Origin of the sequence: Nocardia sp. NPDC101769, assembly GCF_044766925.1 — a bacterium.
Taxonomy (GTDB): domain Bacteria; phylum Actinomycetota; class Actinomycetes; order Mycobacteriales; family Mycobacteriaceae; genus Nocardia.
Window position 1 is genome coordinate 31,842 of record NZ_JBIWMX010000044.1, and the last position, 15,113, is coordinate 46,954.

Consider the following 15,113-nt stretch of genomic DNA (forward strand, 5'->3'; position numbering starts at 1 on the left):
CTGCTTGATTGCCACCGAGTGTGCTGCGCGACACACCCCTGCGTCACCTGCCGAATCGGTGTGGCACAAGAGTGGGGTTTCACCATTTTGTCCAGTTGCTGTGGGAGAGCTATGAGTGCGGGAATTCCGGTCCGATGGGTCCTGTCCCAGCCTGAGCTGGGATTGGTACTCAAAGGAGGTGGTGCCGGACTGGGCCGTGAGATCACGCTCGCGATCACCTCCGAGCTCACCGAACCGCAGCAATGGCTCTCCGGCGGGGAACTGGTGCTCACCACCGGCATGGGTTTGCCGCTCAGTCGCCCCGATCGACTGCGCTACCTGCGTGATCTCGATTCGGTGGGGGTGGTCGGCGTCGGATTCGGGGTCGGGCTCACGCACGCGACCGTGCCCGAGGACCTGGTCGAGGCCGCCGATGAGCTCGGGCTGCCGCTGTTCGAGGTGCCGCTGCCGACGCCGTTCGGCGCGATCGCCAAGAAGGTCATGCAGCGGCTTGCGGAACAGGAGTACGAACAGGTGCTGCGGGCCTCGCGCAGCCAGCCGCGCATGACCCGCGCCGCGATCCAGGGCGTGCCCGCGGTCATCAAGGAATTGTCGGCGGCGCTGTCGGCCACCGTGATCGTCGTCGGCGCCGATGGCGTGGTGACCGACGTGCATCCCGGGCCGGTGTCCGCCGAGATCACCGAGAAGATCGCCGAATTTCTCGGGACCCGCGGCGAAGGCGCGGCCAGCGGCGTGATCCACACGGCCCCAGACGTTTTCATCGCCGTGCAGGCCATCGCGGCCGGGCCCGTCGCGCACGGACATCTCGCCGTCGTGACCACGACCGCGCTGAGCCCTGTCGACCAGGTGCTGCTCGGGCACGCCAGCTCGCTGCTCGCCCTGGACTTCGAGAAGCCCGCGCGACTGCGAATCGCGCAGAACCGCTTGAACACTCAGGCTATCGGCATGCTGCTCGAGGAACCGACCGCGCTCGACACTGTATGGGGGCATCTGACTCCGGCCGCCGACCGGGCCGGGCGGGTACGGGCTCTAGTGCTGCGCTGTCCCTCGGCGGACATCGCCGAACGGGTCGTCGAGGCCGTCGACACGCGGCTGGTGACGCTGAGCACGCAGCTGTTCGCCCATCTGGCCGACGATCGGGCCGCCATTCTGCTGGCCGGAACCGATACCGAGGAATCGGCGGAGCAGCTGCTGCGGTCCTTGCCCGCGAGCGTGCGCGCCACCGTGCGCGCCGGAATCAGCGCGCCACATCCCTTACGCCGCTTCGCCTCCGCCATCGAACACGCGGAGCTGGCCGCGTCCGCGGCGCTGCCCGGGGCGAGCCCGCAGGAGCTCTCCGCGCTGTCCGGGCACTCCCTGCTGACCTTTCCGGAGGCGCGGCGGGTGCTCGGTACGGTATCGGAAGCCATGCTCGCACCGCTCGTCGGCTATGACGACCGGCACGGCACCAACCTGGTCGACTCGCTGCGCGCCTACCTCGAGTCCCACGGGCAATGGGAAGCCGCGGCCAAGGCCCTCGGCGTGCACCGGCATACGCTGCGCAGCCGAATCGTCAAGATCGAATCTGTGCTCGGCTGCCGGCTCGATACCGCACGGGTGCGGGCCGAGCTGCTGCTGGCCGTTATCGCCCGGCGCTGATCCCGGCCGCCTCCGCCAATTCGGCGTTGACCACGCACAGGCGGGCGATATCGACGACGCCGGAGCGGCGCAGGCTAGCGGCCAGTCCCAGCAGCCTTGCGGCGGAATCGGTTTCGCCCCAGGCCCTCACGAGATCGCGGGCCGAGGCGGCAGGGCCGGCCCCGGCGAGGACCGCGGCCGTGAGTGCGTGCCACCGCGACTGCAATTCCTCACCCAGCACGGCGGCAGCCAGGCTCTCCCAGCGGTCCGACGCGGGCTTCGTGTCGAAAGCCGCTGCCAGCCAGTCCAAACCGATGAGATCGCCCAGCTCGCGGTAGGTCTGCGCAACCAGCGGCACCGGAAGCTGTGCGCGCCGGGCGGTTTCGCTCAGCGGCAGCGCCTGCGCCAGCAGACGCAGGTTCGCCAGGTCGCGTCCGGGATGCCCGCAGGGGCGCGGCAGCACCGCGATCAATTCCGCGACCAGCGGTGACTGGCGGTCGATCTCCTCGGACCAGGAACCGGAGCCGGGCTGGGTCAGCAACCAGGCGGTAGCCTGTTCGACGGCCGCCTGAATACCGTTGAGGACGCTCACGCGTACCTGCGGCGAGACGCCCGGCAGGGCGAGGGCGTCGCGCCACCAGCTGTCGATATCGAGCACGGTGTGAACAACTGTGCAGGCCAGCACGATGTGCGCGGTGCCCGCGCCGAGGCGCTCCTCCAGGCGGTGGATCATGCCGGGGCCGACCCGGTTGATCACCTGGTTCGCCGCCGCCACGGCCACGATCTCACGGGCCACCGGGTGCACGCGAAGCACGTCCTCACCCAGCCGGGTACGCACCGAATCGGGGAAGTAGCCCAACAGGGTCCCGGCCACCACCGGATCGTCGAGGATTCCGGCGGCCAGCAGTTCATCGCGGACCAGGTTCTTGGACATGGCCAGCAGTACCGCGATCTCCGGGCGCACCAGGCCGGTTCCCGCGCGGCGGCGGGCGGCGAGTTCGGCCGGGGTGGGCAGGAATTCGGCGGCGCGGTCGAGACCGGTGGCCTGCTCCAGGTTCTCGATCAAACGGCCGTGGCGATCGATCAGGAAGGGGGCGTGCGCCTCGGCCAGGCTGATGGCCAGCGTCTGCCGATCGCAGTCGGCGAGCACGGCGGCGACAATCGCGTCGGCATTGTCGGCCAGCAGCCGATCCCGTTCGGCCGGGGTCAGCGAGCCCGCGGTCACGGCGGCCGCGAGCGCGATCTTGAGGTTCACCTCGCGATCGGAAATCGCCACGCCCGCCGCATTGTCGATGAAATCGGCATTGACTCGGCCTCCCGCCACCGCGAACTCGATGCGCGCCCGCTGGGTCAGTCCCAGATTGCCGCCCTCGCCGACCACCCGGGCGCGCAGCCGCGACGCCGGAATCCGCACCTCGTCATTGGCCGGGTCGGCGACCTCGGTGTCGGGCTCGTCGACGCCGCGCACGTAGGTGCCGATGCCGCCATTGAACAGCAGGTCCACCTCGGCACTCAGAATCGCCCGGATCACCTCGGGCGCGGGCAGTTCCGTCGCGGTGACGCCCAGCCGATCACGCACCTCGGGGGAGAGCGGGATGGACTTGGCGGTGCGCGGCCAGACGCCGCCGCCCGCCGAGATCAGGGCGCGGTCGTAGTCGGACCAGCTACTGCGACCCAGGCCGGCCAGGCGGCTGCGCTCGCCGTGCGACAGCACCGGATCCGGGTCCGGGTCGAGGAATATGTGGCGGTGGTCGAAGGCCGCCACCAGCAGGATCCGATCGGTTTCGAGCATGCCGTTGCCGAAGACGTCGCCCGACATATCGCCGATACCCGCCACCGTGAACGACTGCGCATCGGCGTCGATGCCCAGCTCGGCCAGATGCTGCCGGATCGAGCACCACGCGCCACGCGCGGTGATGCCCAGTGCCTTGTGGTCGTAGCCGCTGGAACCGCCCGAGGCGAACGCGTCGCCGAGCCAGAAACCCCGCGATACCGCAATACGGTTGGCCAGATCGGAGAAGCGCGCGGTGCCCTTGTCCGCCGCGACCACCAGATACGGATCGTGGTCGTCGTACACCACGCAGTGCGCGGGCGGGATCGTCACGCCGTCGACAATATTGTCGGTGACATCGAGCAGACCGCCGATGAACGCCGCGTACGCCAATTCGACGGTGGCGGGATCGCTTCCGCGCCGGGACACGAACACGCCCTTCGCGCCGGTCGGCACGATGACCGCGTTCTTGACCGTCTGGGTCTTCATCAGCCCGAGCACCTCGGTGCGGAAATCGTCCCCGCGATCCGACCAGCGCAAGCCGCCGCGGGCGATCGCGCCGCCTCGTACGTGGCTGCCCTCCACATCGGCCGCGTGCACAAAGATCTCGCGATGGGGCGTGACCGGGGCCGAGATCGAGAGCCGGGCCGGATCAACCTTGAACGCGGCCACCGCCCGACCCGGCAGATACCAGTTGGTGCGCAGTACCGCGGTGCAGAAGGTGTGCAGGCCGCGCAGTAGCTGATCCTCCGGCAGCGTGGCCGCGGCCTCCACCCGTCGCTGCACCGCGGCATCGGCGGCGGCCACCGACTCGGCTCGCCCCGTGGTTCGCGCCGGATCGAACCTGGCGTGGAACAACTCCACGAACGCGCGCACGAATTCGGTATGGGCGGAAAGGATCTCGGTGACCGTGGCCTCGCTCAGGCGCAGGCCCACCTGCCGTAGATACCGGCACGCGGCACGCACCAGGACCACATCCCGCCACGCCAGCTCGGCCGTGCCGATCAAACCGATCAACCCGTCGACCTCCACCGCGGTGTCCACGGCTGCCAGGAACGCTTCCGCGATCAGCTCGGCCGTCCGCTCGTGCAGCGGAAAAGCGGCGGGGCCGAAGGTGAACCGATGCACGGCACGCAGCTCATCGCCGCTCACCTCATGGGTGATCACCTGCAATCCCAGCGCCGAGAAGACCTCGATCAGCGTGGTGAGATGCGGCGGCGCGCCATGCCAGACCAATCGCGCCGACGGCGGCTCACCCACGACCCGCTCGAATTCCAGTCTGGGGACAGCATCGATCCGCTGTTCGTCCAGCGTGCCGGTGCCTGCTCCGCGGTGCATCCGTTCAACTCCCTGTGCGCGATCGGTCCCCGTCCGCAGCCAATCTGCCGCATTGAGACCCACGACACAGTGGACGAACCGGCACGCTCATTCGACCCCAATCCACCGCCCTGTCCATTGCCGGACGACCCCACTCGCCTGAGGGGAAGTGTCCCACCGGAAACTATCGGGACCCCGGTCGGTGGGGTTGCAGGGTTGGGTTGGTCGGCATAACCCGGGACTTGTGATCGAAGTGGTGGCGGGGCAGTCCCGGTCGGGTCACGGTGTTGTTGTTCAGGACTCGGGGATCGAGGCGTCGAGAAGCGTGGCGAGCGCTTGCGCTGTGCTGTGCAGTGGTTCGATGTCTCGTTTGGCGCGGGCCACGATCACCGCGCCCTCGACGGCGCTGACTGCCGCGGTCGCCAGCGTGTGTGCCGAGGCCTTGGGGTGGCCTGCGGCGATCAGGTATTCGGTCACCGGGCCGATCCAGGAATCGAACGCCGTCGCGCACGCCGTGCGCAGCCGCTCGCTGTGGGCTCCGACCTCCAGCGTGACCACCGATACCGGGCAGCCGAGTCGAAAGTCGCTGTCGAGCGTAAGTTGCGCCAAGGCCTCCACAACCTCCCGCACCAGCGCACCGGGTGTGGCTGCCCGCAGTGCGGCGTCGGCGAGCAGCACGCGGTACTGCTCGGCTGCCTGCTCGACGGCCCGCTCGCCGAGCTGTTCCTTTCCTTCGGGGAAGTGGAAATACAGCGACCCTTTCGGTGCTCCAGCACGTTCGACGACCGTGTTCAGGCCGGTTCCGGCATAACCGTGGGCCTGGATCAACTCCAGCATCGTCTCGACCAAGCGGCTACTCGTCTGGGCTCCCTTGGATGTTCCCGCCATTACGTCAGGATAGACCAGTCAACATATTGATCCAGCCTTCAGCAGCACCTCAGCGACAGCGGGCCCTTCTTTTACTAGACCAGTCTATAGATTTTTACCGGCATCCGGACGTACGCTGACAGACAGGACCGGCAGATCTTCGCGGACAAAACTCGATAGGACCGACATGGCAGCCGTTGACCCCACCCGGCAATCCTCCACTCCGGACACCTTCCCCACCCGCATCGACAGCCCTGAACAGTGGGTTGAGGTCTTCACCGAGGCCTTCGGTGCCGGAGCATACGAGAGCGTGGCGCGTCTGCACCGATTGACACATCCGAACTATCAAGCGGTGCAACCACATACCCCGGTCGCGATCGGCCCCGCCGGACTGCTCGACCTGTTCTCGCGTGTCTACGCGTTGATGCCGGACTTCCGCGGAGAGGTGATCGCCGCCAACGTCTTCGACGGTGGCGTACACATCGAGGTGCGGCTCAGCGGCACGCTCGGGGGCAAGCCGGTGACCTGGGATGCGTGTGACCGGTTCTGGTTCGAGGACGGTCTGGTCCGCGGGCGGGTCACCTACCTCGATCCCACCCAGCTGATCGGAGCGGTGGTGCTCCGTCCGCGTGCGTGGTTGCGTTGGTGGCGTTCGGGTCTCGGGCTCCCACGCCGCTCGATCGACCAGAGGCTGATCCCGGGCCATTCCACCGGTGTCTGATAGCGGGCGGCGATGAGAAACCAGCCGTCCCGGCTGGGGCAACAGGCCGTAGCCGTGGTCACGGCTCGGTTCGTGGTGCAGCCCCGCGCGGGTGGTGATGGGCTCGGTCCCTGGCCCTGGCAGATCACCCCCTACTAGCGCGCAACCCAAACGTCGTTGGATTTTCGGCGATAACTACCGCGATCCCTTACTCGGAAACGCTCGATGAGTCTCGCCGCGCGACAGCCACCAGCGCCCGCCCGAAACTCGGGCGGGCGCTGCGTTTCTCGTGCCAACTACCGGTTGGTCAGGGCATCGCCGGGAGATTGTGGGCGGCGGCAGAGCCTGCGCCGGCGCTGCCGGTCCCGGCGAGAGCGGCGGTGATCAGGCCAATGATTGCCAAGCACATGAAGGGTGTTCTCCGTTCGTCGGTCTACTCAGGTCTGATTAACTTATGGCAACCTAACCTAACTTGGTCGAGCGACCAGTTGTCAAACTCGCGGTTTGCCGGGGCGCTGGCCAGCGGATGGGAAGTCGGCGACTTCGAAACATGACGTCCACGCTCGGTGCCGTCGCGGGTTCGCTTGATGTTCTGTCTCTAAGGGGGGTAGTGGCGCAATCGCCCGGGATCCGGCGCTAAGCGTTTCTGTCGGACCTCAGGTTTTGCGGTCAGCGCTGCTGGGGTCGTGAGATCGACTGCACCACCGGGTAGTCCGAAACGTGGATAGGGGTCCGGCCAGCCCGGGTGCCGGTCGCGGCATGGTCAGCTCGCAATCCGCCTATCACCGAATCGGGCGCGCCGACGATCGCGCAGTGGCTGGCAGTCGTGTTCGATGTGGGAATCGTCTGTCGCTACTCCCAGATCGAGCCGTAGAACACGCCGTAACAGCCATACAGCGTCGGAGAGAGTCCCTTCACACCACTCGAGTAGATCTTCAAGGGATGCCCGTGGCTCTGCGGTCCCTACCTCGTGCAGCACCCGACCAGACCATCGAAGCGATCACCCTCATGCTGAAGAACTTCCAGATGCCAGGCGCTGGCATGCCCAACTGGCGACGCAACGCCGTCCAGATGGCCAAGCACGGCATCTACGACCCGCGCCAGCACCTCCAGGAGGTCGTGCTGCCGGTCCTGCGAACTTGGAAAGTCTTCGAACGCAACGACTTCAGCACCCACGGCGACCGGCTGCGCAACGAACTCGGAGAGCACCTGGACAAACTGCGAATCGACACCGCACGATTCGAGGACCAACGCGATCGGGGCCTCGCTCGGGAAGCCAACCGGCAAAACCAGCGACTGGCCGAGGAGTAATGCGCGTTAAGTAGCCGCATACCGCGCTGCCCGAACGGGCGAGCGCGGGGCGCGCCGGCGGCCGAAACCTGGTGCGGCGCAAAACGTCCGCTACTGCCGATTATGTGGCGATTGCACAGGGCGAACCCACGCACTGGATCGTGGGGCAGGGCGGGGCTTGTCCTGACGGCAGTTCGGTTGCTGGCGCGGTTGAGTTGTTTTTGACGGTGCCCTCAGGATTTGGGGCATTCGAAACGATGCGAAACACAATAATTTCACTTAGTGTCCGGGCTCATGAAACGCCGCCATACCCGCAATGCTGTCCTCGCAACTCTGGCCGGACTTCCCGCCGCCGCAATGCTTCTCACGGCAGGGCCTGCTGCCGCGGACATTCCTCTCGAGCCAAGCGTCGTGGCTCCCATCGGCGGCGAAGGTCCCTCCGGTCCCCCGGACCCGTTCTACATGTTATTCGTGAGCATCTCCTCTCAACTCGCCAACGCCTACTCAGCTTCTCACGGCCCTGTGTAGGCGACACCCCTTCGATGTCGACTGGTCGAGATCGCCCGACGTCGTGATCGGGCGATTGCAGCGGCTCGCCGACGCGGTGAGCCAGGTGGATGGCGACGATCGCGCCGATCGGTTCCTGACCGAGGACGCAGTCGATCGGGCCTTCTACGAGGCCGCGATGGACGTACTCCAATAACGTGCCATCAGGGCAGAGAGTGTGCGATCCGAGCCGCAGTCAACGCACTATTCTGCCGCATACCGCGCTGACCGATCCGGCCAGCGCGAGGCGCCGGCGGTCGGAACCCGTTGCGGCGCAGAACGTCCGCTATTGCCGATTCCCGCGCCATTCGGATTGGCCAGACCGTGCCCGGCACTACCCCGAGATACGGTGCCAGCCATGACGCATGACTGGTCAGACGTGCCCAGGAGGCTTGCGCGCCTCTCGCAGGCTCCGCACGCGAAGAAGGTTTTCGGGGCGGGAGGTTCCGCGGGACATGGATGGCACCTCGAACCATCGCTGAGCACTGCTGAATTGAGTGAGATCGAGGGCCAGTTGGGGGTAGTGCTGCCGGAAGAGTATCGAGCGTTTCTGCTGATGGTTGGCCGGGGCGGGGCCGGGCCGGCATACGGTCTGTTTCCTGTCCGACGAGTGGACGGGCGATGGCGGTGGGAAGGTGATAGCCCGGACCTGACCGAGTTGGACACACTCGCGCAACCGTTTCCATACGTCGCGGCATTCAATCCGGCAGATGGGTTCCCTGATCCTCCCGATGAGGAGGATTTCGACTCGGTCGAGGCTTTCGACGCCGCCGAGGACGCGTACTGGGAGAAGCACGATGAGATTGTCTACCGGCCAGAACATTCGGTCGGGCTGCTCTACCTGTGTCATCTGGGCTGCGCGCAACGTGAGGTTCTCGTCGTGAGTGGGGCGTCGAGAGGGCAGATGTGGGCGGACCTCACCGGAGACAGTGCCGGGTTTGTGCCGTTGGTTGATGATGCCGGAACCCGGGTGGGCTTTGCGCGCTGGTATCGGCGGTGGCTGGACCGAAGCGAAGCCGAGCTCACCAACCAAGCGCCCGACGCCCTGTAGGGGTTCCGGCAGTAATCGCCGAAAAAGAAACGGATATGGCGTAACCCCTGGTCAGGGTGAGGTTTGGTGAACTACTGGCCGTCGTGATGGTCTAGGACTTGGGTCTGGAGTCGTTGACGGAGGTCGGCTTCCTCGGGTGTCACCGGGTCGCCAGGACGGCGGATCCGAGCAGGGGAGGGCCGGATCGGCTGGTTGTCGTCGGTGGTTTGCTCGTCCTCTGCGAATGCGCGGTAGAGCGAAGCGACCGAGGGGTGCTTGCCCGTGTTCTTCCCGGTCTTGATGGTGAGCTTCTTCGCGATCTCGGGAATCGGGATGCCTCGCTCTTTCCGGGCGAGGGCGAAGGCGAGCGAGTCGTCGTCGATACTTCACCCCGGCCCGGTCCGCGGCGCAGCGGGCGCGAGCATCGGCACGGTGTGGTTACGGGAGTACGAGGCAGACAGGGCCGAGTTGGATCCCGGTGCCTACGGTCACCGATGCGGTGACCGGCATTGCGCCTTGGTGGTTTTCGATCACCCAGATGCGGTGCGCGCCCGTTGTTGTCGGAGTCCAGGTGACGGTCGCCTTGCCGTCCACATCGGTGGCCAGGTAGTGCGGGTTGAGCGTCTGGGTAGTGCGATCGTTCGCGGTTTCGTCCACGAAGATCAGCGCGTCGTCCGGTGGGGCGCTTGCGGTGACCTTGTACGAGCAACCGGTGCCGTAGGAACCCGAGCTACCGAAGCTGAGTCCGGGTGCGACGTCCACGCTGCTGATGTCCGCCTGTGCGGCGGGTGCCGCGAGGCCGATGGCGGCGATCAGCGCACCGGATGTCAGTGCCGCCGCGGCGAACTTCTTCGAGTCGATCATGGCGAATCTCCTCATGTGCCAACAGAATTCCCCATCAAGGGGGCTGAAAACGACCGTCCCACAGGCGGAGTGCGACTACCCGCCCCAAGTTTCGGGGGCGTCGCCTTACTTCGGCAGGCTGAGCCGGGCAGTGATGCCGTCCAGGAGGCAGGCCCCAGGTTCTGACCGAGCGCGAGGAGAAGAACAGCTCCTACGAAGCTTTCGGCGGCTGGACCAAGACCTTCACGGATCCCCGGCTCTGCACGGCGATCGTCGACCGGTTGACCTTCAACGGCACGATCATCGAGACCGGCACCGACTCCTACCGCCTCGCTCAGCCCCGGGCCAGGGCAGAACAGGCCGCCGCGACCTGAGCAAACCCGGGGACCCGTGCGGGAGAACGGTACTCAGCGTCCGGTCCCCGGCCCTGCTCGGTCTTCGTTCCAGAACTCAGTCTGCGTTCACAGCTCGCGTTCCAGCAGCGCGGCGACCTGCCGATACCGGCTGACCGGCACCAGATGCACGCCATCGAACGCGCCGCTGTCACGGATGGCCAGGATCTGTTCGCATGCTGCTGCGACACCGGCGTCGCGGTCGCGTTCAACGTCGGCGACCAACTGCTCGGGGATGTCAATGTCGGGGATCTTCGCCGCGAGGTTACGGGCCATGCCGGCGCTGGCCAGCACCATCACCCCCGCATACACCGGCACGCTCAGCGAAACACTGTCACGCCAGCGCAGCAGACCTTCCAACGAGTAGCTGACCTGCACGAACACGAAGTCGGCCGCGCTCTTCCACCCTGGGAGCGGACGCAGCCCGGAGGTGACCCCGGCCCGGAAAGGATCGCAGCCGCGGAATGCCGGGTCCTCCGCCGCTGCCCGCGTCTGTTCGATCATGGCGCGGACGGTCAGCTCGCTGGTCCGGCCTCCCGCGCTGGGCTTGTCGCCATGAACGAACAAGAACCGCTCCACCCCATAGGCGGCGGCCGTCAGCAAGTCCCGCTGAAAACCCAGCAAGTTGCGATCCCGCGAGTTCAGACAGGCGATGGAACGCGCGCCCATGGCCTGCACCTCATGAGCCACCGCGACGCTCGACACGGTCGCCCGGCCGATGTGATTGTCGGGGATCAGGAACGAGTCGGCGATCGGGCTCAGCACGCCGATCTGGTGACGCACCCGGGTCAGGTCGGGGCGAGTGGGCGGCTCGACCTCACAGATCAACTCGAAACGACGATCAGCCATGCCCGGATCCTATCGACGTCCCGACTGGAGATCCGAAAGTTCGGGTCAGGTGCGGCGGGGCGCCCATGGGCGGAACTGTCCCACAAAGGGCCGACACGGCGAGTTCTGTCCCGTAGATATCGCACACGGGTTGTGGCCCATTCAGGTCATCGCGTGAGCTGCGGGTTCGCGAGAGCGCGGCGGCCGGGCGCTGGTGGGACGATGGGCGATGTCTTCCCGCCCGTGCGGGCGGCGGAAGGTGCGGGCGAGATATCCGCCGGGTCGGTCCCGATAGCCAGCACCCGACCCGCTTGCACCGGCCGGGTCGCCGCCAGCGCAAACCGAGATAGCGTTCGGCCCTGGAGTCGGCACGTGCGGCCCAGATCCGCGAAAAGTCACGCTACCGCGGATAGTTGGCACTTATCTGCGCCTTAGCGCCGGATCTCGCGAAGATGCGCCTTCTGACCCCTGCTCCTCGAGGCCGTCCCCGACCTCATCGTGGAGTTGCGCCTGAAGCACGACATCCACCTGCTGAGGCCCCTGCAGAATCGCCCGGTGGACAGAGCGGCAACGGTACGGCGTCCGAACGCTGCCCCGGTAATTCGGGGCAGCGAAAATCAAATTGAAATTCATGGATTTCAAATAAGATCCGCTCCCATGATCTCGAAAACCCGGGCGGTCCGAACGGGATTCGCCGCTCTCGTACTCGCGGCGGGCCTTCTCGCGGTCGCGGGCCCCGCCACCGCCGAAATCCCCCTCACCCCGATGAGTCCCGCCACGAGCGAGACGCCCCGGGCCCCCGCTACCGCCGAGCCGATCCTGGACCTCGGGTCCTCCAATCCCTTCCTCCCGGTCGGCACTACCGGGTCCGGTCCCGGTTCCAGCAACTGCCAATTGGGCATTGTCGCGGGGTGCTATGTCCCGGGCGGGCCTCACTGACAGCGTGGATCGAGCACGCGTTTCCGCGGCGGCACTCTCGCGCGCATCGCCCTCGATGAGGGGCCATAGCCCGGGCGGGGAAAGGGGAAGGGCCCCTCGCGCATGGCGGGTTCATGCGGTCGTCGCAACGCTCTCGATTGCGAGGTTGCGGCGATTGTGTCGTTTTCAGGGGATGTCGACTGTTTCGGTGACCGGCTTGTGCGGCTGGTCGATGCTGGGGTGCCGGTCAGAGATCGCCAACGCGACTTTTCTCCCCACTGGACCCCTTGGGCCGAACCCTAGGTGCGCTGGCTGTCGTCGCCGAACAGCGGAAGCTGACGTGCTGACAAGACCGATCCGCCGATCTTACGCAGGCAGCGGGCGCAGGTGACCTCCGTGCGGGTCGGTTCCAGGGCGGTCGGGGACCATCCCGCGACGCCCGTGTGGCACAACAGTTCCGGGACTTCCTCGCCCTCGACCCACTGGCCGAGGCTGACCGCGTGCACCGTGCGCCCCGAGCGGACGACCGCGTGCACGCCCGGGTCGCCGAACACCGCCCGGGCGGCCGAGGCGAGGGGCGCGATATCGGTCATGCGCCCACGATAGGGACGGGCGTCGACATCAGCGGGCCGTCTGCGTCCCAGAGCTCGCGGACCCGAAATAGTATGTCAACGAGAGGCCGTGCGGAACTGGTGCGCGGGTCGCGGCGATGCGGGACGAGTCCGCGGCCGGCAGCCGCGACAGCTGAAAGGCTCTGAGCGTGAAGTGGTTTGCCCGGCGCCGCCGAGACAGCCCAGCCCCGGACACGTCCGCGGCTGGCGACAACCTCGCCTACGCCCACCAGCCGGCGGGACGCCCCACCGATGCCAGCCCCCTGTCCGAGCGCACCCTCACCGACTCCGAACCGGTCCCCGGCCATCCCAGCACCCTCGCCTCCCGCGACACCCTCGCCTACACCTATTGGTCGGCGGGACGCCTCGCCGAGGCCGGCTCCCTGTTCGAGCGCATCCTCGCCGACCGCGAACGGATCCTGGGCCGCGACCATCCCAGCACCCTCGCCTCCCGCGACACCCTCGCCTACACCTATTGGTCGGCGGGACGCCTCGCCGAGGCCGGCTCCCTGTTCGAGGGCACCCTCGCCGACCGCGAACGGATCCTGGGCCGCGACCATCCCAGCACCCTCGCCTCCCGCAACAACCTCGCCGGCGCCTACAAATCGGCGGGACGCCTTACCGAGGCCACAGCCTTGTACGAGCGCACCCTCACCGGTGCGATGCATGTCTTGGGTTCCGAGCACCCACTAACACTGCATGTTCGCGCCAACCTCGAAGTGTTGCGGGATCGTCTTGGGGGGTGACTCGAAGTCCGGTCGTGGCAGGTCTGGACACCAATTGCCGAGAATCGAGCGAAGTTCGGCATATCCCCGGGTCTCATCCGTTGCCGGACACCGCCTTTCATCGATCGAGTTCGGGGTCCAGGTAGTAACGGTGCGGAAGACAACGACAATGGCTTGACCAGCATCGATGGCGATAGTTTTCGCCGAGAATCGGGCGGATATGCTGTAATGCCTTGTCTTTCAAAGGCTTACGAGCTCGACACTGGTGACCTCGCGGAATCAATTGTCGCGTAAACCCCGCCGCTGCCCGTCGGTGGCGGGGCTGTTGCGGCTCCATACGTTGCCGCACTTGCACGATCGCCGTAACGGGCCGTTCATCGACGAGTTCACCGGGGTAGTGGCGCAGCTGGCCGGAATCCGGCGCGGACATGGCGATGCCCTGAGCGGAAGTTCCCAGGGCATCACGAAATCGGTTGTGGCGGCGCGCCGACAACCCGCCTCTGTGGCAACGATCAGAAGATCGACGGGCCTCCTCCGAACAATGTGAACGAGGATCCCATAGGGACCGTGAGCTGCATTGGGAACAGATTGAGGGTGAGCCCGCGATTGCCTCCCGTGCCCGCGTTTCCTCCCGCTCCTGCACCCCCGCCACCACCATGGTCGTCGTCATGGCACGTGCCGTCATCGTGGCAGTGATACTCGGCGTGCGCTACCGCCGGAGTGAGGAGTAGTCCAGATGCCAGAGCCGCGCACCCGGCCGCGGTGATGACGGTCATACGTACGAAAGTCATCTTTCCATCATTACTGGTAATGGATTTCATTATTAATACGCTATCAGGTGCCGCGCACACGCCCGCGCTCGCCCTCGCGCCGGATCCGGCGGTAAGCCTCGACGTCGCAGATAGTTTCCGGAGTCGGCGCCGTCCGCGCAGGGCATTCGCCCAGCTCGGCGTCCGAGTTACGACCGGTGCCATCCCCATATGCTCGTAGAGGGGTCGGCACTTGTTCCGGATGGCGGGGGTTCACCGGAACAGGTCGCGGAACACCTCACCGGAACACCCGTGACCAGCAGTGGAGAAGCGCAGTGCCGCTGTTCCACTGGTCGAGGCAGGGCAGACATCACGAAATCAACTGTCGCCCTGCGGATTCGCGCCAATGCGCAGCCCACGGTCGATGAAGTTGATCATCCAGTCGAAGCTGACCTCCGGATCCGCGGTCCACTGGAACCCGCCGGAGGTCTGCAGCGAGGCGAATCCGTGGAAGGTGCAGCGCATAGCGCGCACCGCGTGGTCCATGTCCTCGTCCGGGATGCCGTAGCCGCGCAGTACGACCTTGATCGAGTCCATCACGCGCACACTGGATTCCGGCAACGGGTCGTCCGTGCCGGAGAACTCGGCCCCGACTGTGGCGCGATAGCGGCCGGGGTGCTCGATGACGTAGGCGCGGAACGCGCGGGCGAAGGCCGCCAGCGCGTTGGCACCGGCCCGGCCGTGCATGGCATCGCGAGTGAGGCCGTCCAGCTCGGACATGGCCAGCGCCGCGATGCCGTGCTGCAGATCGGCGAGGCTGGCGACGTGCTTGTACAGCGAGGGAGTGCGGACGCCGAGCTTGCCGGCCAGCGTCCTCATCGCGATTGCCTCGAAACCGACGTCGTCGGC

General features: G+C 66.6%; 12 protein-coding genes and 2 pseudogenes. 8 read left to right on the forward strand and 6 right to left on the reverse strand.

The genetic code is table 11. The features are described from left to right. Positions 1-111: 111 nt before the first annotated feature. A complete protein-coding gene (locus tag ACIRRA_RS40710; RefSeq protein WP_402779883.1) occupies positions 112-1,638 on the forward strand; it encodes a PucR family transcriptional regulator in 1,527 nt (508 codons plus the stop codon). On the opposite strand, the gene ACIRRA_RS40715 is transcribed toward ACIRRA_RS40710, so the two are convergent. Together ACIRRA_RS40715 and ACIRRA_RS40720 are read right to left on the reverse strand one after the other, a co-directional pair. After that, a complete protein-coding gene (locus ACIRRA_RS40715; RefSeq protein ID WP_402779885.1) occupies positions 1,622-4,726 on the reverse strand; it encodes an NAD-glutamate dehydrogenase domain-containing protein in 3,105 nt (1,034 codons plus the stop codon). The genes ACIRRA_RS40710 and ACIRRA_RS40715 overlap by 17 nt on opposite strands. A gap of 273 nt (positions 4,727-4,999) precedes the next feature. After that, on the reverse strand, positions 5,000-5,593 hold the full coding sequence (locus ACIRRA_RS40720) for a TetR/AcrR family transcriptional regulator (RefSeq protein ID WP_402779888.1): 594 nt from the start codon (positions 5,591-5,593) through the stop codon (positions 5,000-5,002). A 166-nt stretch (positions 5,594-5,759) separates the two neighbouring features. On the opposite strand from ACIRRA_RS40720, the gene ACIRRA_RS40725 reads away from it, so the two are divergent. The 4 genes and pseudogenes from ACIRRA_RS40725 (at position 5,760) to ACIRRA_RS40740 (ending at position 9,159) form a co-directional block, all read left to right on the forward strand. Next, entirely contained in the window at positions 5,760-6,293 is a 534-nt protein-coding gene (locus tag ACIRRA_RS40725) for a nuclear transport factor 2 family protein (RefSeq protein WP_402779890.1), read from the forward strand. A gap of 954 nt (positions 6,294-7,247) precedes the next feature. Continuing rightward, a pseudogene (locus ACIRRA_RS40730) lies at positions 7,248-7,583 on the forward strand (acyl-ACP desaturase); the annotation flags it as partial. 550 nt (positions 7,584-8,133) lie between these two features. Beyond that, positions 8,134-8,265: a hypothetical protein gene (locus ACIRRA_RS40735; protein ID WP_402779892.1), complete on the forward strand. Its 132-nt coding sequence runs from the start codon at positions 8,134-8,136 to the stop codon at positions 8,263-8,265. A gap of 201 nt (positions 8,266-8,466) precedes the next feature. Further along, the gene (locus ACIRRA_RS40740; RefSeq protein WP_402779894.1) at positions 8,467-9,159 is read left to right on the forward strand and encodes an SMI1/KNR4 family protein; all 693 of its coding nucleotides are present in this window, start codon (positions 8,467-8,469) and stop codon (positions 9,157-9,159) included. Positions 9,160-9,576: 417 nt separating this feature from the next. On the opposite strand, the gene ACIRRA_RS40745 is transcribed toward ACIRRA_RS40740, so the two are convergent. Next, positions 9,577-10,002 carry a hypothetical protein gene (locus tag ACIRRA_RS40745; RefSeq protein ID WP_402777193.1) on the reverse strand — a complete coding sequence of 142 codons (426 nt, stop codon included), beginning with the start codon at positions 10,000-10,002 and terminating at the stop codon, positions 9,577-9,579. 155 nt (positions 10,003-10,157) lie between these two features. Between ACIRRA_RS40745 and ACIRRA_RS40750 the strand changes: the two are divergent. After that, positions 10,158-10,355 (forward strand): annotated as a pseudogene (locus ACIRRA_RS40750) (ATP-binding protein); the annotation flags it as partial. A gap of 87 nt (positions 10,356-10,442) precedes the next feature. On the opposite strand, the gene ACIRRA_RS40755 reads toward ACIRRA_RS40750, so the two are convergent. Beyond that, complete coding sequence (locus ACIRRA_RS40755) at positions 10,443-11,222, reverse strand: methylenetetrahydrofolate reductase (RefSeq protein WP_402779896.1); 780 nt, start codon at positions 11,220-11,222, stop codon at positions 10,443-10,445. A gap of 636 nt (positions 11,223-11,858) precedes the next feature. Here ACIRRA_RS40755 and ACIRRA_RS40760 point away from each other — a divergent pair. Next, entirely contained in the window at positions 11,859-12,140 is a 282-nt protein-coding gene (locus tag ACIRRA_RS40760; protein ID WP_402779898.1) for a hypothetical protein, read from the forward strand. A 278-nt stretch (positions 12,141-12,418) separates the two neighbouring features. On the opposite strand, the gene ACIRRA_RS40765 is transcribed toward ACIRRA_RS40760, so the two are convergent. Continuing rightward, the gene (locus tag ACIRRA_RS40765) at positions 12,419-12,712 is read right to left on the reverse strand and encodes a hypothetical protein (protein WP_402779900.1); all 294 of its coding nucleotides are present in this window, start codon (positions 12,710-12,712) and stop codon (positions 12,419-12,421) included. A gap of 167 nt (positions 12,713-12,879) precedes the next feature. Between ACIRRA_RS40765 and ACIRRA_RS40770 the strand changes: the two genes are divergently transcribed. Next, positions 12,880-13,476: a tetratricopeptide repeat protein gene (locus ACIRRA_RS40770; protein ID WP_402779902.1), complete on the forward strand. Its 597-nt coding sequence runs from the start codon at positions 12,880-12,882 to the stop codon at positions 13,474-13,476. 1,106 nt (positions 13,477-14,582) lie between these two features. On the opposite strand, the gene ACIRRA_RS40775 is transcribed toward ACIRRA_RS40770, so the two are convergent. After that, a partial coding sequence (locus ACIRRA_RS40775) for a TetR/AcrR family transcriptional regulator (protein WP_402779904.1) occupies positions 14,583-15,113 on the reverse strand: 531 nt, incomplete at its 5' end.